17 protein-coding genes are annotated in these 22,129 nt (G+C 69.5%); 12 read left to right on the plus strand and 5 right to left on the minus strand.

What is annotated here, in order from left to right:
- The first annotated feature begins 132 nt into the window (after window positions 1-132).
- The 4 genes from AS97_RS28605 to AS97_RS28620 all read left to right on the plus strand — a co-directional run bounded on the left by AS97_RS28605 (window position 133) and on the right by AS97_RS28620 (window position 6,993).
- A complete protein-coding gene (locus AS97_RS28605) occupies window positions 133-1,605 on the plus strand; it encodes a gluconate:H+ symporter (RefSeq protein ID WP_093464286.1) in 1,473 nt (490 codons plus the stop codon).
- A 317-nt stretch (window positions 1,606-1,922) separates the two neighbouring features.
- Window positions 1,923-2,864: an ABC transporter ATP-binding protein gene (locus tag AS97_RS28610; protein WP_059146280.1), complete on the plus strand. Its 942-nt coding sequence runs from the start codon at window positions 1,923-1,925 to the stop codon at window positions 2,862-2,864.
- A complete protein-coding gene (locus tag AS97_RS28615) occupies window positions 2,861-4,237 on the plus strand; it encodes an ABC transporter permease (RefSeq protein WP_210565897.1) in 1,377 nt (458 codons plus the stop codon). The genes AS97_RS28610 and AS97_RS28615 overlap by 4 nt, the downstream gene beginning before the upstream one ends.
- A 5-nt stretch (window positions 4,238-4,242) precedes the next feature.
- Window positions 4,243-6,993, plus strand: a complete 2,751-nt coding sequence (locus AS97_RS28620) for an alkaline phosphatase family protein (protein WP_210565898.1) — start codon at window positions 4,243-4,245, stop codon at window positions 6,991-6,993.
- 81 nt (window positions 6,994-7,074) lie between these two features.
- Here AS97_RS28620 and AS97_RS28625 read toward each other — a convergent pair whose 3' ends face one another.
- On the minus strand, window positions 7,075-7,302 hold the full coding sequence (locus tag AS97_RS28625) for a DUF397 domain-containing protein (RefSeq protein WP_086706133.1): 228 nt from the start codon (window positions 7,300-7,302) through the stop codon (window positions 7,075-7,077).
- Window positions 7,289-8,110 (minus strand): helix-turn-helix transcriptional regulator, encoded by an 822-nt coding sequence (locus AS97_RS28630; RefSeq protein WP_210565899.1) that lies wholly within the window; start codon window positions 8,108-8,110, stop codon window positions 7,289-7,291. The genes AS97_RS28625 and AS97_RS28630 overlap by 14 nt, the downstream gene beginning before the upstream one ends.
- 291 nt (window positions 8,111-8,401) lie before the next feature.
- Here AS97_RS28630 and AS97_RS28635 point away from each other — a divergent pair, with 291 nt between their 5' ends.
- Window positions 8,402-8,731 carry a hypothetical protein gene (locus AS97_RS28635; RefSeq protein ID WP_059146275.1) on the plus strand — a complete coding sequence of 110 codons (330 nt, stop codon included), beginning with the start codon at window positions 8,402-8,404 and terminating at the stop codon, window positions 8,729-8,731.
- Window positions 8,732-9,068: 337 nt separating this feature from the next.
- On the opposite strand, the gene AS97_RS28640 is transcribed toward AS97_RS28635, so the two are convergent.
- A complete protein-coding gene (locus AS97_RS28640) occupies window positions 9,069-10,424 on the minus strand; it encodes a M14 family metallopeptidase (protein WP_210565900.1) in 1,356 nt (451 codons plus the stop codon).
- 193 nt (window positions 10,425-10,617) lie between these two features.
- On the opposite strand from AS97_RS28640, the gene AS97_RS28645 reads away from it, so the two are divergent.
- Entirely contained in the window at window positions 10,618-12,255 is a 1,638-nt protein-coding gene (locus tag AS97_RS28645; RefSeq protein WP_086706136.1) for an IS200/IS605 family element transposase accessory protein TnpB, read from the plus strand.
- 107 nt (window positions 12,256-12,362) lie between these two features.
- The gene (locus AS97_RS28650) at window positions 12,363-13,247 is read left to right on the plus strand and encodes a serine protease (RefSeq protein WP_125758719.1); all 885 of its coding nucleotides are present in this window, start codon (window positions 12,363-12,365) and stop codon (window positions 13,245-13,247) included.
- A gap of 84 nt (window positions 13,248-13,331) precedes the next feature.
- Here the strand turns inward: AS97_RS28650 and AS97_RS28655 are convergent, their stop codons facing one another.
- Window positions 13,332-14,342, minus strand: a complete 1,011-nt coding sequence (locus AS97_RS28655; protein WP_059146271.1) for a chitinase — start codon at window positions 14,340-14,342, stop codon at window positions 13,332-13,334.
- 285 nt (window positions 14,343-14,627) lie between these two features.
- Window positions 14,628-16,340 (minus strand): glycoside hydrolase family 18 protein, encoded by a 1,713-nt coding sequence (locus tag AS97_RS28660; RefSeq protein WP_059146270.1) that lies wholly within the window; start codon window positions 16,338-16,340, stop codon window positions 14,628-14,630.
- Between the two features lie 281 nt (window positions 16,341-16,621).
- Here AS97_RS28660 and AS97_RS28665 point away from each other — a divergent pair, with 281 nt between their 5' ends.
- From AS97_RS28665 to AS97_RS28685, 5 genes are all read left to right on the plus strand, one after another.
- Window positions 16,622-17,527, plus strand: a complete 906-nt coding sequence (locus tag AS97_RS28665) for a hypothetical protein (protein ID WP_210565901.1) — start codon at window positions 16,622-16,624, stop codon at window positions 17,525-17,527.
- Window positions 17,528-17,553: 26 nt separating this feature from the next.
- On the plus strand, window positions 17,554-18,258 hold the full coding sequence (gene cpaB / locus AS97_RS28670; RefSeq protein WP_059146268.1) for a Flp pilus assembly protein CpaB: 705 nt from the start codon (window positions 17,554-17,556) through the stop codon (window positions 18,256-18,258).
- Window positions 18,259-18,274: 16 nt separating this feature from the next.
- Complete coding sequence (locus tag AS97_RS28675) at window positions 18,275-20,017, plus strand: AAA family ATPase (protein WP_086710816.1); 1,743 nt, start codon at window positions 18,275-18,277, stop codon at window positions 20,015-20,017.
- A gap of 256 nt (window positions 20,018-20,273) precedes the next feature.
- Complete coding sequence (locus tag AS97_RS28680; RefSeq protein ID WP_059146298.1) at window positions 20,274-20,660, plus strand: TadE/TadG family type IV pilus assembly protein; 387 nt, start codon at window positions 20,274-20,276, stop codon at window positions 20,658-20,660.
- Entirely contained in the window at window positions 20,657-22,123 is a 1,467-nt protein-coding gene (locus AS97_RS28685) for a CpaF family protein (RefSeq protein ID WP_210565902.1), read from the plus strand. The genes AS97_RS28680 and AS97_RS28685 overlap by 4 nt, the downstream gene beginning before the upstream one ends.
- Window positions 22,124-22,129 lie beyond the last annotated feature (6 nt).

Here is a 22,129-nt window from a genome sequence, read left to right on the forward strand (position 1 = left end):
GGTTCCACCCCTGACTCGTCCTCACCGTCCCCGCCGTCGGAAGCTCGAGCCCTGATCAACCGCACCCACGCTCACCCAGCGCGCGGCCCCCCGCCGTGCGGCGGTACCCCCTACCCACACCCGGAGTTCCCCATGCTGCTCGCGGCCGCTCCCGCTGCCGAGACACCACCCCACACCGGTGGTCTGCTCGCGCTCATCGACGGCACCGCCGGTCTGCTGACCGTCGCCGCCCTCGGCATCGCGCTACTGCTCTACCTGATCATCAAGGTCCGGCTGCAGCCCTTCGTGGCGCTGCTCGGCGTCTCCATCGCGGTCGGCCTGGCCGCCGGTCTCTCGGTCACCGAACTCTTCGGCACGGTCCAGAAGTCGGACGCCGTCTCGCTCATCGAATCCGGTATGGGCGGCATCCTCGGCCACATAGCCATCATCATCGGCCTGGGCACCATGCTCGGCGCGATACTCGAGGTCTCCGGCGGCGCGGAGGCGCTCAGCGCCCGGCTGCTCGGCATCTTCGGGGAGAAGCGGTCACCGCTCGCGATGGGGCTGACCGGCCTGATCTTCGGCATACCCGTCTTCTTCGACGTCGGCATCTTCGTCCTCGCGCCAATCGTCTACGCGGCCGCCAAGCGCAGCGGCAAGTCCATCCTGCTCTACGCGATGCCGCTGCTCGCGGGCCTGTCCATGACCCACGCCTTCCTGCCGCCGCACCCCGGCCCGGTGGCCGCGGCCGGGCTGTTCCACGTCGACCTGGGCTGGGTCATCCTGATGGGCATCGTCGTCGGCATCCCCTCGGTGCTGGCCGCCTGGGGCTACGCCGCCTGGATCGGCAAGCGCATCTTCGTCCCCGTACCGCAGGACATGGTCGAGGCGGCCGAGGAGTCCCGGGAGGCGGTCGCGGCCCAGCAGCGCGCCTCCGGCGTCACCCCGGCCGAGCGGCCGGTTTCGGTGGCCACGGTGCTCGCGATCATCGGCACCCCGCTCGTCCTGATCCTCTGCGCCACCTTCTCCTCCGTCGCGCTCGACCCGAGCACCGGCCGCTCGGTCATCGAGTTCTTCGGCCACCCCTTCGTGGCGCTGACGATCGCCCTGCTCCTCGCCTACTACCTGCTGGGCATCCGGCGCGGCTGGTCCCGCAAGTCCCTGGAGACCGTCTCCACCGCCTCCCTCAAGCCCGTCGGCAACATCCTCCTGGTCGTCGGCGCGGGCGGGGTCTTCGGCGCGGTCCTCAAGGGCAGCGGTGTCGCCCAGGCCCTGGCCGACGCCTTCGACAGCGCGGGCCTGCCGGTCATCGTGCTGGCCTGGCTGATCTCGGTGGTGCTCCGGGTGGCCCAGGGCTCGGCGACGGTCGCGATCGTCACGACGGCGGGCATCGTCACCCCGATGCTCTCCGAGGGCCACTACTCCCAGGCCCATCTGGCGCTGGTCATCATGGCCATCTCGGCGGGCTCGATCTTCGCCTCGCACGTCAACGACGGCGGTTTCTGGATGGTGGCGAAGTACTTCGGCATCTCCGAGAGCGACACGCTGAAGTCCTGGACGGTGCTGGAGACGGTGCTGTCGGTGGCCGGTTTCGTGGTGGCGGCCCTGCTGAGCATCGTCATCTAGCGGACGGCGCCCGCATGACGACGGCCCCCGAATCCCGGCGGAAACCGCCGGGATTCGGGGGCCGTCGCTTCCAGCTCGATTCCGCTCCGTGCCCAGTTGGCATTCACCGCGACATTCACCATCGCAACTCATTCATGGGAGCATCCAAGTTTGATCAAATAATGGCAAAAAATGCTGATCGAAATGGAGGGATCCCGCTCGGCGGCGACGTCGTGAATGCCAAGTCGTTTCCTGTTCTACGTAGATTCAACTCTCCATCCTCCTGAGCAGCATGATCAATCCATAGGGTCCTTGAGGAATTTGAAGGAAAGGGACCCATGGAAGAACTCCGCGCAATCCGGGCTCGCGGTATCACGAAGAGCTTCGGTGATGTCGTCGCCCTGGACGGCATCGATCTCGAGGTGTCGCAGGGTCAGATCCACGGCCTGGTCGGACCGAACGGCGCCGGAAAAACGACGTTGCTCGGCCTTCTGCTGGGGCTCGCGGTGGCCGACAGCGGCCGCCTGGAGGTCCTGGGTACACCGGTCGAGCGGGCACTCGACGCTCCCGACGGTGCCGCCGGCTTCGTGGACGGCCCCGCTCTCTACCCCTCGCTCACCCCACGTCAGAACCTCGCCGCGCTGGCCGCACTCCGCGGCCACGACGCGCGCACGGCGGGGATCGACGACGTACTCGCCGAGGTCGGTCTCACCGACGTCGCCGACGACCGCACCCGCGGCTTCTCCCTCGGCATGCGCCAGCGGCTCGGGCTCGCCGCCGCCCTGCTGACCAAGCCCCGGCTGCTCGTGCTCGACGAACCGTCCAACGGCCTCGACCCGGCGGGCAAGAAGCACGTGCACGGTGTGCTCAACGGGCTCGCGGCCGACGGAACCGCCGTCGTGCTCTCCAGCCACAACATGGACGACCTCGAGGCGCTGTGCTCCGAGGTGACCATCCTCGCCGCCGGACGCGTCGTCTTCTCCGGCCCGCTGTCCAAGCTGGCCACCGAGAACCGTGAACTCGACTACCGGCTGCTCACCTCCGACCCGCAGGCCGCGCGCCGGCTGGCGGACGACGCGCCGGGGATCCAGGTCGTCGACGATGCCGGGGTACGGCAGAACGCCGAACTGCTCGTCGTACGGGCCCTGATGCCCGCCCTTGACCAACTCGTGGTGCGGCTCGTGGAGGGGGGCGTCACGCTGCGCGAGCTCACCCCCGTGGTGTCGCCGCTCGAAGCCGCGTTTCTCGCTCTCACCGAGCGGCAGGAGGCCGACAGATGACCGAGCCTCTCACCCGGAGCCGGGAGCGGGAACACGAGCAGGCGACCGGGGGCCGTCGCGTCCCCGTCACCCGTGCCTGTCGCTTCGAGTTCGTCAAGCTCGTCTCCCAGTGGCGGATCCGCCTGTTGGTGCTCGCCTGCTGGATCGCTCCCGCCCTCTTCGTCGCCGGGGTGAGCCAGCAGAGCACGCTTCCCGTCGACACCCTCTTCGGGCGCTGGATGCTCGCCTCCGGGTGGGCCGGGCCGCTGGTGATGCTCGGTTTCGCGGGGACCTGGGCGCTCCCGCTGCTGACCTCGGTCGTGGCCGGAGATGTGTTCGCCTCCGAGGACCGGCTCGGCACCTGGCGCCATCTGCTCGTCGCGGTCCGCTCGCCTCGGCGGATCTTCGTGGCGAAGGCGGTGGCCAGTCTCACCGTCCTGCTGTTGCTCGTGGCAGGGCTCGCCGTCTCCAGCACCGTCGGCGGCCTCCTCGTGGTCGGCAACCAGCCGCTGGTCGGTCTCGACGGCCATCTCCTGGCACCGTCGGACGCCGCCGTCTCGGTCTTGCTCTCCTGGGTCTGTGTCCTCGCTCCGACCCTGGCGCTCGCCGCACTCGGCTTTCTCGGGTCGGTCACGCTGGGACGGTCCCCGATGGGGCTGCTGGTGCCCGTGCTCGTCTCACTCGCGATGGCGGTCGCCCAGATGCTGCCGCTTCCGGTGGCCGTGCGCGTCGCCCTGCCGAGCTACGCCTTCGTCTCCTGGAACGGTCTGTTCACCAGCCCCCAGCAACTCGGCCCGCTGCTGATCGGCGTCGTTGTCAGCCTCGTATGGGCCGTGGTCGCGACGGCGCTGGCGTATGTGCTCTTCGTACGGCGCGACTTCACCGACCTGGCCCACGACGGTTCGGGCCGCCGTGCGATCACCGTCGGAGTCCTGCCGCTCGTCGGGGTGGCCGCCGCGTCGTTCGCGGTCGTCGCCGCGACGACCTCGGCGACGGGCTCCGGCATCGAGCAGGACAAGGTGCAGCGCTCGCTCGCCACGGCGTTCGCGCACCTGTATCGCATGCAGACCGACCAACTCAACCGACCCGCCGTCACCGAGGCCCGGCTGAAGGCCACGGCGTCGTGCAACAAGGGAAGCGTCAGGGTCGCGGCACAAGGCCCGGGCAACGACTGGCGCTGCGTCGTGACCTGGCATCTTCCCGGCGTCGAGGCCACAGGACAGGCCATCTACCAACTCGACGTCACTCCGGACGGGCGGTTCATGGCCGATGGCGATGGACCGAAGGAAGTGAACGGCTACTTCCTGGTGCGGACCCCCGATGGGGACGCACCGAACCCGCTGTGGCAGTTCGACGGCAACGTCGAACTGCTCGACACCACCCCGAAGGGATAACCTCAATGCAGGTAACTCGCCGCCGCAAACTCGTCGAGGAAGCCCGGATCAGCCTCATCAGCAGACGCATCGGCCGCCGGATACCGCTGTTGACGGCGGGCACCACCGCTGTCGCCCTCGTGGCCGCCGGCACGGCGCTCGCACAGACCCACCAGTTCGGCACGGACCAGGTCGGTCAGGTCACCGAGAATGGCCAGGTCGTCTCCAGCAACCAGTACATCGCCCCGTACGGCGACCGCCTTGTCATCAACCAGGGCAAGATCATGTCGTCCTCGGTCAGCCCGGACGGCACGCACATGGCCGCGTCGGTCACCGACGGTGGCGCGGCCCTGGCCATCGTGGACCTGAAGAACTGGAAGACGCAGCAGCTCGTCAGCAACGCCGCGTCGTCGAACCCCCGCATCAGCAGCAACAACGTGGGCCAGGAGGGCCCGACGTACTCGCCCGACGGCAAGGAGCTGTGGCTGGGCCAGCCGGACGGCTACACCGTGTTCACCGTGACCGCGGACGGCAGCGTCTCCAGCCCGCGGACCGTCGGCATCCCGGCGCAGGGGTCCAAGCACGCCCTGGTGGGCGCGGCGGCGTTCTCGGCCGACGGCAAGACCGTGTACTCCGCGGTCAACGGCCAGAACCGGGTCGTCTCCATCGACGCGGCGACCGGGACCATCAAGCAGAGCTGGAACGTGGGCAACGCCCCGCGCGGCATGGTCGTCGTCGGCGACAAGCTCTACGTCAGCAACGAGGGTGGCCGCCCGGCCAAGCCCGGCGAGCCCACGATCAACTCGTACGGTACTCAGGTACTCGCCGACCAGAAGACCGCCGCCACCACCAGCGGCACGGTCAGCGTCATCGACCTGGCGAACCAGGACGCCGCGGTCTCCAGCATCGAGGTCGGTCTGCACCCGACCGCCGTGTACGCCAAGAACGGCGTGGTGTTCGTCACCAACACCGCCGACAACAGCGTCTCGGTCATCGACACGGCGAAGGACAAGGTCGTCCAGACCATCTCCACCCAGCCGTGGGCCAAGGCCAAGGTGGGCTACGAGCCCGACGCGGTGACCCTCACCGACGACGGTCACCTGCTGGTGACCCTCGGCCGCGCCAACGCCGTCGCCGTCTACAAGTTCACCTCCGCGCAGGAGCCGGTCAGCTACGTCGGCCTGCTCCCCACGGACTACTTCCCCTCGGAGATCACCACCTCCGGCAACCAGGTGTACGTCTCCAACACCCGTGGCATCGACGCCCGCCGTAAGGCCACCGGCGGTCACGGCACCCACGACACGACGTCGAGCGTGCAGAAGTTCACGCTGCCCGACGACAGCGTGATCAGGTCCTACACCGGCAAGGTCTTCAAGCAGAACGGCTGGAACGGCGAGTCCCTCAAGAAGACCGACGGCACCCCGGCCAAGCCGGTGCCGGTCCCGGTCAAGCTCGGCGACCCCTCGACGATCAAGCACGTCTTCCTGCTCGTCAAGGAGAACCGGACCTACGACCAGGTCTTCGGTGACATACCGAAGGGCAATGGCGACCCGTCGCTGACCCAGTTCGGCGAGAACGTCACGCCGAACCAGCACGCCCTGGCCAACCAGTTCGGCCTGTACGACAACACGTACGACATCGGCACCAACTCCGCCGAGGGCCACAACTGGCTGATGCAGGCCGACAACCCGGAGTACACCGAATCCTCGGCCGGTGAGTACACCCGCAGCTACGACACCGAGGACGACGCCCTCGGCCACCAGAAGACCGGCTTCATCTGGACCGGTGCGCAGGCGGCCCGCAAGTCCGTCCGGAACTTCGGTGAGTTCCAGCAGTTCCTGACCAAGCCGTCGGGCGCAAGCTGGCAGAACCTGTACTGCGACACCAAGAACATGGCGGCGACCGGTCAGGACACCGCCTACCCGCTGAACTCGACCTCGCCGATCCCGTCGCTCAACGACGTGTCGGTGCACGGCTTCCCGAAGTTCGACACCAGCGTCCCCGACGTCTACCGGGCACAGATCTGGAAGAAGGACTTCAAGAAGAACGGGCCGGCGAACCTGAACATGTTCTGGCTCTCCAGCGACCACACCGGTGGCCCGGTGAGCCCTGCCTCCCAGGTCGCGGACAACGACCTCGCCGTGGGCCAGATCGTCGACGAGATCTCGCACAGCAAGTACTGGAAGGACTCGGCGATCTTCGTCGTCGAGGACGACTCCCAGGCGGGTCTCGACCACGTCGACGGCCACCGTGCCCCGGTCCAGATCATCAGCCCCTGGGCCAAGCACTCCACGGTGGACAGCCACTACTACTCGCAGATCAACATGATGCGGACCATCGAGCAGATCCTCGGGATCCAGCCGATGAACCAGAAGGACACCGCGGCCACCCCGATGGCCTCGGCGTTCACCCAGCACCCGGACTTCACGCCGTTCAAGGTGCTGCCCAACCGGACCTCGCTGACCGACGGTGTGAAGACCGCGCCGTCCTGTGGTCTGGACACCCCGGCGGCGCAGAGCCTGAAGGCGGCGGCCGTGCCGTCGTCCTCGGTGCCGGCGGACATGAAGGATGTCGCCGCCGAGTGGGACCAGTGGAAGTCGAAGCAGCGGCTGACCGGTCCCAACGCCGTCCCGGACTACGCTCCCCCCGCCCAGATGAACCACCTCACGTGGTACCAGACGCACAACTGGGCGAAGCCGTACCCGGGTGAGAAGAAGATCTACGCTCCTCAGGACGTGCCGGGCGCCTACATCCCGTCGGCGGAGAACGACGGCTGACGCGAACTCACGTGCAGGGCGGCCCCTGGTCGGCGTCATCGCCGGTCAGGGGCCCGCCCGCGGTGTGGCCCGCACTCCGGGTCAGACGGTGGGGAACTCCCCGCGCTTGACGGCGGAGACAAACGCCGACCACGCGGACGGCTCGAATATGAGCGCCGCGCCGTGCGGGTCCTTGCTGTCGCGGACGGGGACGTCGGCGTATACCCGCGTTATTTCGAGGCAGTCGCCGTTGCTGCCTCCGCTGTAGCTGGACTTGAACCACCCGGTGAGTGTGGAGGCATGGGGGGTGGTGTGCTTACTGCTGACCATGTTCGTGTTCCTCTGCTATGGCCCTGATCAGGGCCAGGGACTCCTGGCGCGTCGCCGCCTCGCTGAGAGCAAGAGAGTAGGCCGACTGGCTCGCGCGTACCAGGGACGGATCGTCCATCAAGTGTCCGACTCGAAACCCTTCGACGTAGGCGACCGGCGCGGCGTCCTCGAAGGTCATAAGGGTCATCATGCTCTCCATGAGCGCATGCGCCCCTGCTGCGAAGGGCAGCACGTGCAGGCGTAGCCGACGCGCCTCGGCCAAGTCGGCGATCCTGCGCAATTGCTCCGCCATCACCTGTGGGCCACCGACAAGGCGCCGTAGCACCGCCTCGTCCAGCAGCGTCCACACCACGGGCTTCAACGGATCATCGAGGATCCGGGCACGGGCCATGCGGTTTACAACGCGCCCGTCAAGATCAGCCCGATGATTGGGGCTGTACGCCTCAAAGACTGCGCGGGCGTATGCCTCCGTCTGTAGCAGACCCGGGATGAGGGAGATGCTGTACTGCTGGATCTCCGTGGCGTGCGGCTCCAACTCGGCCACGACCGCGAAGTGGTCGGCGAACTTCGACTCCAGGTCCTCCAACCACCGGACGAAGAACCCGTCGGTCCCCAACGCCTGGTCGATCCGAGCCGCGTCGTCCGGCTTCGGCAACCTGCGGCCAGCCTCGAAATGGCTGATCAGTGTGGGCGAGCAGACCACGCGCTCACTCAGCGCCTCCTGCGTCATATCGGCCGCTGTGCGCCGGATCCGCAGCTCCTCCCCGTACTTCTCCCTCGGGGTGCGTGGCCTCCGATCCATCTTCATGGCTGACTCCCTGAGTTGAAAGCTGTGCTGTCAGGCCCGCCCTCCTAGCAGCGTAGCCAGAACGACCTCCACTCTGTGAGGGAATCGCCACACAGCGTGAAGAGACGCAGGACCCTCGCGACCGGGGTGCACCGGCCCGAGGGCGTGGCCCACCAGCTGACAGGAGCTGATGAACGTGAGCAACCCTAGGGAGAGGTTCCTCGCATGCGCGAGGGCACTTCTCGCCGTACTGCCGCCCGGCCGTCATCGGGCCGGGGCCCGGCCGGTGATCCGTGGGGTGGAGGTGTCCGGATGGGCGCGGTGACCGGGCTGCGCCTGCTGCCGTGGTCGGATCCCGACGGCAAGCCGTGTTACCTGGCGTCGGACGACGCGCACAGTCCGCTGAGCCGACGTGCTGACGCGATCGAGGCCGTACAGATGTCCATGGGGGTGGAACTCCTCCGGCACGCTCGGGCGCTGCTGGCCGCCCCCAAGGCCGACGCGCGAGAACTCCGCTACCTCGCGGACCGGTTGTGTGAGGCGCTGCGCGATGTGTTGCGGGTCGCCGAGAGCAGGGGCGCCCGCCTGCCCCCGTGCGACGAAGGCGACGGTCCGGCGCCCGTAGGGGGCGGCTGTGACTGACTGGCGGATCGGTCCCGTTCCGGGCCGGGGCCTGCGCCGGGCGAACGGTGGGGAACTCGCGTTGCCGCTCCAGATCCTCCACGGCGGGCAGCATTGCGCCATCGCCCGACTTGAGTTGACCCCGGCCGAGGCGGAGCAGTTGCACGCGGCCCTGTGCTATGCGCTCGGTGAGCAGTCCCCGCCCCCCGATGCGCCCGAGTGCCGTCATCCTGTCCGCTACCCGGGCGGCCGACAGCGTTACTGAAGACGACCGCACTCGCGGCCTTCGCGAGGTGCCGTCCCGGAGGTCTTCCGCCGGGACGGCGCCCGCGTCGTGCCGTACGGCCTCGGCTCAAACTCAGGTGCAGTACTGGGCCTCCTTGCCGATCGAGCGGTACATGCAGTCCGCGTTCTCCACGAGTTGGAGCACCGCGTCGCGGTTGCGGCTGGTCTCGCGGTCGATGACCTCGTCGGGCGGGTAGAAGCCGCCGCCGCCGGAGCCGGTCGGGTACATCTCGAAGGTGTAGGCGAAGACCTTCTGGGTGCCCCACAGATAGTCGTCGATCGCGCCGTCGGTGATGTACAGCTCGCTGGACTGCTCGGGGGTGTAGCCGTTGCTCGCGGCCATCTTCTTGCCGACCGCGGCGAAGGCGTCGTAGTCGTCCCGCGTCATGCCGGTGGTGGTTTCGTCGTACGTCCAGCCGAAGGGCCACAGCACCAGTTCGCTGTAGGTGTGGAAGTCGATGGCGGCCTTGATCTGCTGCTTGCCGCCGACGACGCGGCTGCGGGCGAAGTCGGCGACGACCTTCACCTCGGGGGCCGACGCGGCTTTGGGCCCGCGGTAGGTCTCCGAGCCGGGGGAGCCGGAGGAGCCGCCGCAGCAGCCCCATTTGAAGTCCCAGTTGCGGTTGAGGTCGGTGCCGACGGACGAGGAGCCGGAGTTGGGCTGGCGGTTCTTGCGCCAGCTGCGGTAGGAGCCGGTGGCGATGTCGTACTCGCCGCCGTCCGGGTTCACATCCGGGACGATCCAGATCTCCCGGCCGTTGACCGCGCCCGTGATCCGGGAGTCGCTGCCGTAGCCGTCGGTGAACTGCCGCACCAGATAGAGGGCCATCTCCACCGTAAGGTGCTCACGGGCGTGCTGATGGGCGGTGAAGAGAACCTCGGGCTCGTTCTCGTCCGTCGCCACGTTGTCGCTGATCTTGAGGGCGATGATGTCCCGGCCCTCGTACGACTTTCCGATGACGCGCTTGCTGAGGATCGACGGATACTTCGCCACCGCCGCGTTGATCTCGGCATTGGCCTCGGCGTAGTTGTGGTACTTGGCGTCGGCCGAGGGGAAGTCGAACGGCTTGGCCGCCCTGCCCTCGGCGCGGTCGGGCGGGCCCTGGAGCCCGGTGAGCCGGTAGCCGAGCCCGCGCAGCCGCTTGGCCTGCGCCGCGTCGGCGGTGACGACCAGGGAGCGGGCGTCCACCTCGTCGATGGACACGCCGGTGGCGGCGACGGCCGAGCGGTCGGCCCGGGTGGCGGGGCCGGAGACCTCGTACTGCCGCACGCTCTCGTCGGCGCCCCGGGCGGTAGGGGGTGATGCGGTGCGGTCGGTGCCGGGCCGTGGAGCGGGATCGTCGGCCTGAGCTGCCATGGGGGCGGCGAGTGCGAGGGTGAGCAAGGCGGTGAGGGCGGTGGCCCGTCTACCGCGGATGCGACGTCGCATGACATCTCCTGGGGGGTTGGAACTGCTGCTAATTGACAGGGCCTGGGCGTGCTTGAGCGTGTAGGAGTGAGTGCTGCGGTGACGGCGGGCGGATTCGATGGAACGGGAGTTCTTGCATCGAATGCGTGACCTTCCCGGGGGAGGCTCGTTGTGAGGGATGACGGATCTTCGGTATCGGGCGGGGGTGAGGAGAATGGGTGGGCGGCGGGAGGTGGCGGCGCCGTTCGTCGCGTCCGGGCCTTGTGGTGTGGCGATCCGTGCCCGACTGAAGACGCTCACGCCCGAGGACGAGAAAGTCCTGACGCTGGTGGGTGCGCACCTGGGCTCGCTCGCTTCGAAGGACCTCAAAGCGCGTTGCACTGACGGTCTGGAGCACTCCGCTCGTACCTGGGCGACCCGGAAGCGGGAGCTGACGGCCGCCTCGTCGTCCCGGTGGGCGGGCAGCATCACGAAGGCAACGCACGATCAGTGGGCACTCGTCCGGCGCGGGCAGTCGGCATACGTCCAGTCTCTTGAAGCGAGCATCGGGACGCTTCAACGCCGTCTTTCCCTGCCGATTGGGGAGAGAGGAACCAGGCATTCGCCCGGTGGCTACCGGTCGGCGCACGAGTGGTTCCACAAGACACGCCGCCTGCATGCGCTCGAAGACCGGCTCGTCTCCGTCGGCGCCGACCGTGAAGCCGGTGTCGTGCGTGTGTCGCGGGGCGGGAAACGTCTGTTGAACACCCGGCACAACCTCGGCAAGGCGGGGCTCACTGAGGCCAAGTGGCGTGAGCGATGGGAGGCGGAGCGCTGGTTCCTCCAGGCCGATGGCGAGTCCGGCAAGAGGTTCGGGAACGAGACGATTCGCGTCACGCCCGAGGGCGAAGTGAGCATCAAGCTCCCGTCCCCCCTTGCCGAGCACGCGAACGCGGGGCACGGCCGGTACGTCCTCGCCGCGAAGGTCCGCTTTCCCCACCGGGGCACCGAGTGGGCCGACCGCGTCGCCGCGAACCGGGCCGTTGCCTACCGCATCCACTACGACGTACAACGGGGACGCTGGTACCTCACCGCGTCCTGGACGTTCCCCGTCGCCAAGCCGATCCCGCTCGACGCCGCACTCGCCGACGGAGTGATCGGCGTGGACGCCAACGCCGATCACCTCGCGGCCTGGCGCCTGGACACTCACGGCAACCCCATCGGTCATCCGCGCCGATTCTTCTACGACCTGTCCGGTTCGGCTGCCCACCGTGACGCCCACGTCCGCCACGCCCTGTCCCGGCTGCTGAACTGGGCCAAGACCTGCGGCGTCAAAGCCATCGCAGTCGAAGACCTCGACTTCGCCGCTGAGAAGACGCGGGAGAAGCACGGGCGCAGGAAGCGCTTCCGCCAGTTGATCTCCGGTATGCCCACCGGCAGGCTCCGCGCCCGACTCACGTCCATGGCCGACTCCACCGGAATAACGATCATCGCTGTGGACCCGGCCTACACCTCGAAGTGGGGCGCCCAGCACTGGCAAAAGCCGCTCACCACCAAGAACCGTAAGACGACCCGTCACGATGCCGCGAGCATCGCGATCGGGCGACGCGCCCAAGGGCATCCGATCCGGCGACGGACGGCACCGCCCCCTGCTCACCAGAGTGATGTGCAGGGGCATCGGACCGTCCAGGCCGGTGTGGAGGCTCCTGTGCGTGAGGGAACCCGCCCCCGCGTTCCCGGACCACGCACACGATGCGTGCCGCCGGACACGGAGAGAACGCGGGCAACCAGGACACCCAAAACCGTTCGGGATGTCCGCAGTGATCAGGTGTGGGTACAAGGCTCACTCCTTTTCACTCATGAGGAACGGTGAGGGGCGAGCGACTGCTGCGCCAGTGTTCGGCCATGCGCATGACATGCGCAAGGGTGGGAAATGGTCGAAGCCGAAGGAATCTCTCATCGAGGGAAGGAACCCCCCGCATGAACAGATCTCTCGTCGGCGCGTTCTCGGCCCTGTTGCTGGGCGGCGCGACCCTCGTCGGCGCGGGCGCGGCGCCCGCGGCGGCCGCATCCCCCGGCGCGGCACCTGCCAAGGCCCCGGCCCCCGCCAAGGTCTCCGCCAAGGCCCCGAAGGCCGTCACCTTCGCGGGCACGGTGGCGCTCAGCAACTGCTCCGGCTCCGTCGTCCGGACGCCGGGCTCGGCCGACACCGACCCCGCGCTCGTGCTCTCCAACGGCCACTGCCTGGAGAGCGGCTTCCCCGGCGCGGGAGAGGTGATCGTCGACAAGCCGTCGAGCCGTAGCTTCACCCTGCTGACCGCTTCGGGTGGCAGCGCCGGCACCGTACGCGCGAGCAAGGTCGCGTACGCGACGATGACCGACACCGACATCTCGCTGTACCAGCTGACGTCCACATACGCCCAGATCCAGTCGGCGTACGGCATCAAGGCGCTGCCGCTGTCGGACAGCCACCCGACCCAGGGCTCCGCCATCAATGTGGTCTCCGGCTACTGGAAGAAGATCTACTCCTGCAATATCGACGGATTTGCATACCGCCTTAAGGAGGGGGACTGGACCTGGAAGGACTCGGTCCGCTACACCTCCGCCTGTAACACGATCGGCGGAACCTCGGGCTCTCCCGTCGTCGACCCGGCGTCCGGCAAGGTCGTGGCCGTGAACAACACGGGCAACGAGGACGGCGGCCGCTGCACCCTGAACAACCCGTGCGAGGTGGACGAGAACGGCACGGTGACGGTGCGCCAGGGCATCAACTACGCCCAGGAGACCTACGGCATCACCAAGTGCGTGACCACCGGTAACAAGATCGACTTGAACCTGGCGGGGTGTGCGCTGCCCAAGCCGTAGCGAACACCGGTACGCCGGTGCGCCCCGCATGGTGTGAGCGGGGCGCACCGGCGTACGTCGAACTGTCGTTCGCGCCTTGAGGGTCTACAGCCCGTGGACGTGCGGGCCGACCGCCTTGGACCACGCGTTGCCCGCGGCCGCGTCCCAGTTGGTGGACCAGGTCATCGCGCCGCGGATGCCGGGGTAGGTCTTGGACGGCTTGAAGGAGCCGCAGCCGGTGCCCTTGGCGAGGCAGTCGAGGGCGTCGTTGACGACGCCCGGCTCGACATAGCCGGAGCCGGCGCCGCTGGTGGAGGCGGGCACGCCGATGCCGACCTGCGACGGGTCGAGGCCGTTCTCCAGCTGGATGCAGGCGAGGGCGGTGAGGAAGTCGACCGAGCCCTGGGAGTAGACCTTGCCGTCACAGCCCTGCATCGAGCCGCTGTTGTAGTACTGCATGTTGACCACCGTCAGGAAGTCCTTGATCCCCAGGGCGGTCTTGAAGTACTCGGTGGACGCCGACTGCATGTCGATCGTCTGCGGCGCCATGGTGACCACGACATCGCTCTTCTTGTCGTGGACGGCCTTGAGGGCCTTGGTCATGTAGGTGGAGTTGACGCCGTTCTCCAGGTCGATGTCGACGCCGTTGAAGCCGTACTTGTCCATCAGGCCGGTGATGGAGGAGGCGAAGGCGTCGGCCGAGGCGTCGTCGCTGACCGAGATGGTGCCCTTCTCGCCGCCGACGGAGATGATCACGGACTTCCCGGCCGCCTGCTTGGCCTTGATGTCGTCCTTGAACTGCTGCTCGTCGCTGTAGCCGGTGGCGGGGTCGAGCTTGAAGTCGACCGCTCCGGGAGAGCCGGTGGCGTCCGCGAAGGCGACCGCGATGATGTCGTAGTCGTCCGGGACGTCCGAGAGCTTCTGCTTCGTCGCGCCGTTGTCGAAATTCTGCCAGTACCCGGTGACGGCGTGCTCGGGGACGGCGGCGGCGTGCTGCTTGGCGTCGGAGTGGTCCTCCGACGCGTTGGCCGAGCCGGCGGATATCAGCCCTCCGGCGGCGATGGCGACGACTGCGGCGGCTCCGAGCAGCCGCTTGGTGAACTGTGCGCGTACCACGACAGCCTCCGTACGTGGGGGGAGAGGTGTGGGGGTGGTGTTGCGAGTGCGTGTTCAGGGGCCCCTGTGGCGTGCGTATAAGGTGGTCCAGACCAATGCCGTTGTCAACCCCGCGCGTCATCTTCCCTGTACATGAGGGTGAAAAATGCGGATGAGGGGGCCGAGCGGTTGCGCCCCGGCCCCCTTGGCCCATCCCCTCGTGATCGGCGCCCCCGGGAGGGGCATCCCCCCCCGGGAGGGGCATCCCCCCGGGAGGGGCATCCCCCCGGGAGGGGCCGCGTCACGCTACGGCAGACCGTGGACCTTGGGGCCCACCGCGTTCGACCACGCGTTGCCCGCGGTCGCGTCCCAGTTGGTGGACCAGGTCATCGCGCCGCGCAGACCCGGGTAGGTCCGGGCCGGTTTGAAGGAACCGCAGTTCGTGCCGCGGGCCAGGCAGTCCAGGGCGTTGTTCACGATCGCCGGGGAGACATAGCCGCTGCCCGCGCCGCGGGTCGAGGCGGGCAGGCCGAGGCCGACCTGGGACGGCGACAGACCGCCCTCCAACTGGATGCAGGCGAGGGCGGTGAGGAAGTCGACCGAGCCCTGGGAGTACACCTTGCCGTCACAGCCCAGCATCGAGCCGCTGTTGTAGTACTGCATATTGACCACCGTCAGGATGTCCTTGATGTTCAGCGCCGTCTGGAAGTAGGCGCCCGACGTGGACTGCATGTCGATGGTCTGCGGGGCCATGGTGATGACCAGGCCGGACCCGGCCTTCGCCGACAGGGAGCGCAGCGCCTGGGTCATATAGGTGGCGTTGAGGCCGTTCTCCAGGTCGATGTCGACGCCGTTGAAGCCGTACTCGCGCATCAGGGCGTAGACCGAGTTGGCGAAGTTGTTCGCGGAGGCCGAGTCGTTGATGGACACCGTGCCGTTCTGGCCGCCGATCGAGATCACGACGGACTTCCCGGCCGCCTGCTTGGCCTTGATGTCGTCCTTGAACTGCTGCTCGCTGCCGTAGCCGACGGCGGGGTCGAGGGTGAAGTCGACGGCTCCTGGGGTGCCGGTGGCGTCCGCGAAGGCGACCGCGATGATGTCGTACTGGTCCTGGACGTCACGCAGCTTCTGCACGGCCGCGCCGTTGTTGAAGTTCTGCCAGTAGCCGGTGACCGCGTGCTTGGGCACGGTGCCGTCGCCCCCGCCGCCTCCGGCCGTGGTCGTGCCCGTGACGGCGGACGACCTGGGGGACTCGCCCGCCGCGTTGGTGGCGGTCACCTGGAACTGATACGAGGTCGAGGCCGCCAGACCCGTCACGGTCGCCGAAGCGCCGCCCACCGACTGCACCCTGGCGCCGTCGCGGTAGACGTTGTAGCCCGTCGCGCCGGTCACCGGGGACCAGGACAGATCGATGGAGGACGAGGTGGCGCCGCCGGTACGCAGCCCGCTCGGCGCGCCCGGCACCGGGTCGCCGGGGTCGCCGCCGGGGCCGGTCAGGCTGATGTCGTCGGCGTAGTAGGCGGGCTGGCCGTACCAGCCGTGGGTGTAGACGGTCACCGAGGTGGTGCCCGCGCCGGTGGTGAAGCTGGTGCTGAGCTGCTGCCAGCCGGGCGCCGACGGCGTCCAGGTCGAGACATCGGCGGTGCCGGTGCCGCTGGCGCCGAGGTAGACATAGCTGCCCTGGACCCAGGCGCTCAGTGTGTACGAGGAGTTGGGCTTGACGGCCACGGTCTGGGCGCAGCGGGCGTTGTCCGTGCCCGCCGGGGTGGCCTTGAGCGCGGCCGAGCCGCCGTGGACGGGGCTCGCGACCGTGGTGCCGCTCCCGGCGGAACAGGTCCAGCCGCTGAGGCCGGATTCGAAGCCGGGGTTCTGGGCGAGGTTGGCGGCGGCGGCGCCCGCGGCGGTGCCGCCGAGGGCGACCAGGCCGGTGGCGCCCAGGGCGATGGTGGCGAATGCGCTGGTCAGCCGGGCGAGGCCGCGTCTGAGTCGGGTGGGGCGGGGATGTGGGGCACGGTCCATGACTGCCTCCGTGGGGGAATCCGTTGGGAAGCCGGTGTGAAGGAGGAGATTGCGGACGGTGGCCACCGTATGAACGTAAAGTGGTCCAGACCAATAACCTTGTCAAGAGGATGTGCGGACTCCGCATCGGGCCTGGGGTGCGTAACCCAGAGGAACTGTTCTCTCACGCCGCTTTCGTAGATAAAGTGACGACGCACCAGAACAGGGGCAGTAATGAGACAGGGGCAGTTGAGACCTGTGGCCGCCGCCGCTCGGCGCCGATGTGAGACGGGGTAGCCGACGTGCCCACCGCGATAGCAGTCACCGGCCGTGAGCTGGTGCTTCCGCCGCCCGACGGGCAGACCCCGTCGGCCGTCGTGCTCCGCCCGCCGGAAGCACAGTCACTCGACGACGCCCTCGCCGAGGTCGGGACCCTCCTCGACCAGCAGGGCTATCTCGTCGTGCTCTATCCCGCCGCGACCCCCGCGCCGGTGGTCCGCCGGCTCCATATCGTGCGCTCCGTCCTGGAGAGCGACCGGATGGCGCTGCTGCCGCTCGAACTGCCGCCGCTGGCCGTCGCCGTACTGGCCCGCCAGTTACGCCAACTGTCCATATCGGACTTCAGCCCCGGCGTTCTGGCGTGCGCCGCCCGGCTGCTCTCCCACTACATCCACGCGGGCGCCCTGCTGGGCAGCGTCGCCCGGTTGGACCGGGTCCCGGTCAGCCTCACCTCGCACGTCAAGTCCTGGGTGCCCGGCGCCCACTTCGGGGTGCTCGCCCATCCCACCCCGCAGTTGGTGAAGGTCGGCGGCGCGTCCGAGCTGCCCGCCCCCGGGTACGCCACCTCCATGACCGTCGCCCGGGGCCAGCTCAACAGCCATGGCCACGGGGACGGCGGCGCGGGCCGCGACGACTGGGTCACCGGCGCCCTCGCCCCGGCCTGGGGCGTACGCGGCGTGGAGGAGGTGCCGCCGCCCGTCGAGTCGACGCGCTGGTGGGGCACCCCGAAGCTGATCGAGTTCGCCGCGGCCATCCCCGACCTCTCGGTCCTCTACCAGCTTGTGGCCTCCGTAAGGAGAGAGGAATGCCACTGGTGCGGTTTCGAACTCATCGGCGACCGCTGTGCCTTCTGCTCCTGCCCGGTGGCGCGCGGCGATGAGATCCCCGCACTGCTCACGTCCCCACGTCCCGCCCTGACCAGCCGGTAACGTCCCCGAACGAGGTTGTGCGTCCCATGAATTCACGCCAGCGCCGCGGAGTCATCCTGCTGCTCCTGTCGGTCCTGTGCGCCGTCGGCGCCTTCGCCGGAGTGCTCTCCGTCGTCAACGACGTGGAGTCGAAGGTCGGCCCCGAGACCACCGCCTACAAGCTCACCTCGGACGTCCAGCCCTACAAGGCGCTGGACGCGGGAGAGTTCGAGAAGGTCTCGATGCCCAAGCGCTATGTGCCCTCCACCGCCGTCACCGATCTCGACGAGCTACGCGGGAAGATCGCGGTGACCCGGCTGACCAAGGGGTCACTGCTGCAACGGGACATGATCGCGAACCGGCCCGCCCTGAAGCCCGGGCAGCAGGAGATCGCCATCATGATCGACGCGGCCACCGGCGTCGCGGGCAAGATCACCCCGGGTGCGAAGGTCAACATCTACGCGACCTTCGAGGGTGACTCCCAGAACCAGGAAGCGGTCTCCAAACTGATCGTCGCGGGCGCCGAGGTGCTCGACCTCGGCAAGATCACCGCTCTGGAGCCCAACCGGGACGACAAGCGGCGGATCGACGAGGCCGTGCCGATCACCTTCGCGCTCAACACCAAGAACGCACAGCGCGTGGCCTACGCCGAGTCCTTCGCCTCGCATGTGCGGCTCGCGCTGGTCGCCCCCGGCGGAGGCACCTCCATAGGCCCCGGTGACCGCACCTACACCCTCGACGGCGACAAATGAGTGAGGAGGTGCCGCGGTGACGATCAGGATTCTGCCGGCCGTCGGCGACCCCGACGCCGCCCGCTCCCTGAGCGGGCTGCTCGGCCAGCTGCCCGGTGTCGAACCGTCGGCACCGGTCGGCGACTCGACCCTGCTGCTCGACACCCTCGCCTCGCTGGCCGCGGCCTCCCTGGAGGAGCTGCCGGAGGTCGTCCTCGTCCATGAGCGCATCGCCCCGGCCCCGGCGCTGGAGCTGATCCGCGAGATCGCGCTGCGCTTCCCGGCGGTGGGCGTGGTGCTGGCGACCGCCGACGCGGGCCCCGCGCTGTACTCGGCCGCCATGGACGCCGGGGCCCGCGGCATCGCCGGGATACCGCTGTCCTACGACGAGCTGGCGGCCCGCGTCCAGGGCGCCGCCCAGTGGGCCACGGGCGTGCGGCGCCATCTCGGGGGCGGCGGCGATCCGTTGGCCGCCGGGCCCGTCGGCAAGCTGGTCGCGGTCGCGGGCGCCAAGGGCGGCGTCGGCACCACCGTGACCGCCGTGCAGCTCGCGCTCGCCGCGCGGGCCGCGGGCCGTAAGGTCGCGCTCGTCGACCTGGACCTGCAATCCGGGGACATCGCCTCCTACCTCGACGTCCAATTCCGGCGCTCGATCGCCGATCTGGCGCAGATCAGCGACATCTCGCCCCGGGTACTCCAGGACGCGGTGTTCACCCACCAGACCGGGCTCGGGCTGCTGCTCGCGCCGGGCGAGGGCGAGCGCGGCGAGGAGGTGACCGACCGCACCGCCCGCCAGGTCATCGGCGCGCTGCGGTCGCGCTTCGAGCTCGTGGTCGTCGACTGCGGTACGCAGATGACCTCCGCGGGCGCCGCCGCCGTGGAGATCGCGGACATCGCGCTGCTGGTGACCACCCCGGACGTGGTCGCGGTGCGCGCCGCCAAGCGCATGGTCCGGCTGTGGGACCGGCTCCAGATCCGCAAGGCGGAGGAGACCGTGACCGTGGTCAACCGGCACACCCGCAGCGCGGAGATCCAGCCGCAGCTCGTCCAGCGGGCCACCGGGACGACCGTGGCGCGCACGGCGATCCCGGCCGGCTTCAAGGAGCTGCAGCCCGCCGTCGACTCGGGCCGGATGCAGGACCTGGACGCCAAGTCGGCCGTCAAGCAGGCGCTGTGGGGGCTGGCCGGCGAGCTGGGCCTGGTGGACGCCGCGCCCCCGAGTGGCGGCCGCCGCGCCGCCCACCGGGGCGGCCACGCGGCCGGGGGCGGCGGCGAGCGCGCCCTGCCGGGGCTGCGGCGGCGCCATGCCATAGAGGCGGGCGGCGACCCGGCGCGGGGCAGCGTGGGCGACGGCACCGACGCGCTCAATGAGATCGCCCCGCCGTCCACCAAGGGGTTCCTGCGCAAACGCGGCGGCGACCGCGGCCAGGTGACGGTCGAGTTCCTCGGCGTCCTGCCGCTGGCGCTGATCGTGCTCGCGGTCGTCTGGCAGGTGGTGCTGGTCGGCTACACGTACTCGCTGGCGGGCAATTCGGCCGACAAGGGCGCCCGCGCGGGCGCCACCAAGGGCGCGGGCGCCTGCCAGGACGCGGCGAGCAAGGACATCCCCGGCTCCTGGAGCGCCGACATCGACTGCGGCGGCGGCGACGGCTCGGTCTACAAGGCCACGGTCAAGCTCCACGTCCCGATCCTCTTCCCGGGCGCCGCCGACTTCCCCTGGACGGTCACGGGGACGGCGGGCGCGGCGGACGAGAGCGACCTGGCGGGCGGTGGGGAGTGACATGAGCCGTCACCGGGAACCGGCACGCCGCCCCGCCGACGCGCGCCTTACGGTGGCGCCCGCTTCGTCGCGCGGCCGCGCCGGGGCGGGCACGCCCGCGGGCGGCGGGGCCGTGGCGCGGCGCCGTCCCGAGACGGTCGGCACGCCGCGCGGTCGCGGGGCGGGCCCTCTCGCGTCCGCGCTTCGCGGTGTCGCGGCGACCGGCCACCGTGACCGTCCGGCCGCCGGGCGAGGCCGCGAACGAGGGTCGGCGTCCATCGAGTTCCTGGGGTTCCTGCCGATCCTCATCCTGGTCGCGCTCGCCGCCGTGCAGCTCGGCATCGCCGCGTACGCCGCCCAGCAGGCCGGGACCGCCGCGCGGGCGGCGGCGCGCACGGCGTCGCTGGACGAGCCGCGGACCAGCCCGCAGGCCGCCGGGGAGGCGGCGATCAGCGGGTGGCTGGCGGACGGCACCGGCATCAGCAGCGGCGGCTGCGGCGGCGGAGAGGCGCAGGCGACCGCGACCGTGGAGATCCCCTCCGTCATCCCCGGCTTCGACTTCGGCAGCGCCGAGAAGAGTGCCACGATGCCCTGCGACGACGGCGATGACTTCGACGGCGGTACGGACAGTCCGGGGGCGGCCGCGATGGGAGGCGACCGATGAGCCTGCGGGCCCGTATCACCGCGCCCGAGGGGCCCGGCGAGGGCAGTGGCGGACGCCAGGACGGCCACCTCGTCTCCGCCTACCGCGCCAAGCTGCTCGAGGAGATCGACCTCGCGGAGATGTCCTCCCTCTCCACCGCCGAGCGCCGCTCCCGGCTGGAGCGGGTGCTCGGCCACATCATCAGCCGCGAGGGCCCGGTGCTCTCGACCACCGAGCGCGCCCAGCTCATCCGCCGGGTGGTGGACGAGGCGCTCGGCCTCGGAGTGCTCGAACCCCTCCTCGAAGACGCCTCCATCACCGAGATCATGGTCAACGGGCCGGACCAGATCTTCGTGGAGCGCTCCGGCCGGGTCGAGCAGGTCCCCGTCCGCTTCGCCTCCGAAGAGCAGCTCATGCAGACCATCGAGCGCATCGTCTCCACGGTCAACCGCCGGGTGGACGAGTCGAATCCGATGGTCGACGCCCGGCTCCCGTCCGGCGAGCGCGTCAACGTGATCATCCCGCCGCTCGCCCTCACCGGCGCCACGCTCACCATCCGCCGCTTCCCCCGCGCCTACACCCTCCATGAGCTGATCGGCATGGGCACGCTGGACGAGCAGATGCTGATGCTGCTCGCGGCGCTGGTGCGGGCCAAGTTCAACGTCGTGGTCTCCGGCCCCACCGGCTCCGGCAAGACCACGCTGCTCAACGCCCTCTCCGGGCTGATCCCCGACGGGGAGCGCATCATCACCGTCGAGGACGCCGCCGAGCTGCAGCTGCAGCAGACCCATGTCATCCGGCTGGAATCCCGGCCGCCCAACGTGGAGGGCAAGGGCCGTATCACCATCCGCGACCTGGTCCGCAACTCGCTGCGGATGCGCCCCGACCGCATCATCGTCGGCGAGGTGCGCGGCGGTGAGACCCTCGACATGCTCCAGGCCATGTCCACCGGCCACGACGGTTCGCTGGCCACCGTCCACGCCAACAGTGCCGAGGACGCGCTGATGCGGCTGCAGACGCTCGCCTCCATGTCGGAGGTGGCGATTCCCTACGAGGCGCTGCGGGATCAGATCAACAGCGCGGTGGACTGCATCGTCCAGCTCGTTCGCAACGCCGACGGGTCCCGGCGGATCAGCGAGATCGCGCTGCTCGACAGCCACGGCCACGAGGCGTACCGCATCGCCACCGTCTGCCGCTTCGACGCCCAGCCCATGGGTGCGGACCGGGTGGTGCACGGGCGGTTCGGCTACTTCCCGCTGCCGGAGCGGGTCGCGGAGCGGCTGCGGCTGGCGAGCGAATCGGTGCCGCCGGCCTTCGGCGTGGCCGCCTTCCCGGCGCAGCTTGCCACCCGCGCGGCCGGATACGACCCGTACGACGGACCGCCGTACGACCGGCCGCCGCATGACCGGCCCCCGTTCGGCCGGCCTCCGCCCGACCGACCCTCGTTCGACCCACCCCCGTTCGACCCCAGGGACCGGAGGTAGCAGGGC

It is taken from the genome of Streptomyces sp. AgN23 (assembly GCF_001598115.1).
GTDB lineage: Bacteria > Actinomycetota > Actinomycetes > Streptomycetales > Streptomycetaceae > Streptomyces > Streptomyces antimycoticus.

Bases quoted from the DNA above. Each gene is read 5' to 3' on its own strand.
- AS97_RS28620 (WP_210565898.1), top strand. From the start codon at position 4,243: ATGCAGGTAACTCGCCGCCGCAAACTCGTCGAGGAAGCCCGGATCAGC.
- cpaB (WP_059146268.1), top strand. From the start codon at position 17,554: ATGAATTCACGCCAGCGCCGCGGAGTCATCCTGCTGCTCCTGTCGGTC.
- AS97_RS28625 (WP_086706133.1), bottom strand. From the start codon at position 7,302: ATGGTCAGCAGTAAGCACACCACCCCCCATGCCTCCACACTCACCGGG.
- AS97_RS28660 (WP_059146270.1), bottom strand. From the start codon at position 16,340: ATGGACCGTGCCCCACATCCCCGCCCCACCCGACTCAGACGCGGCCTC.
- AS97_RS28610 (WP_059146280.1), top strand. From the start codon at position 1,923: ATGGAAGAACTCCGCGCAATCCGGGCTCGCGGTATCACGAAGAGCTTC.
- AS97_RS28635 (WP_059146275.1), top strand. From the start codon at position 8,402: ATGGGCGCGGTGACCGGGCTGCGCCTGCTGCCGTGGTCGGATCCCGAC.
- AS97_RS28685 (WP_210565902.1), top strand. From the start codon at position 20,657: ATGAGCCTGCGGGCCCGTATCACCGCGCCCGAGGGGCCCGGCGAGGGC.
- AS97_RS28615 (WP_210565897.1), top strand. From the start codon at position 2,861: ATGACCGAGCCTCTCACCCGGAGCCGGGAGCGGGAACACGAGCAGGCG.
- AS97_RS28645 (WP_086706136.1), top strand. From the start codon at position 10,618: ATGGGTGGGCGGCGGGAGGTGGCGGCGCCGTTCGTCGCGTCCGGGCCT.
- AS97_RS28605 (WP_093464286.1), top strand. From the start codon at position 133: ATGCTGCTCGCGGCCGCTCCCGCTGCCGAGACACCACCCCACACCGGT.
- AS97_RS28650 (WP_125758719.1), top strand. From the start codon at position 12,363: ATGAACAGATCTCTCGTCGGCGCGTTCTCGGCCCTGTTGCTGGGCGGC.
- AS97_RS28640 (WP_210565900.1), bottom strand. From the start codon at position 10,424: ATGCGACGTCGCATCCGCGGTAGACGGGCCACCGCCCTCACCGCCTTG.
- AS97_RS28630 (WP_210565899.1), bottom strand. From the start codon at position 8,110: ATGAAGATGGATCGGAGGCCACGCACCCCGAGGGAGAAGTACGGGGAG.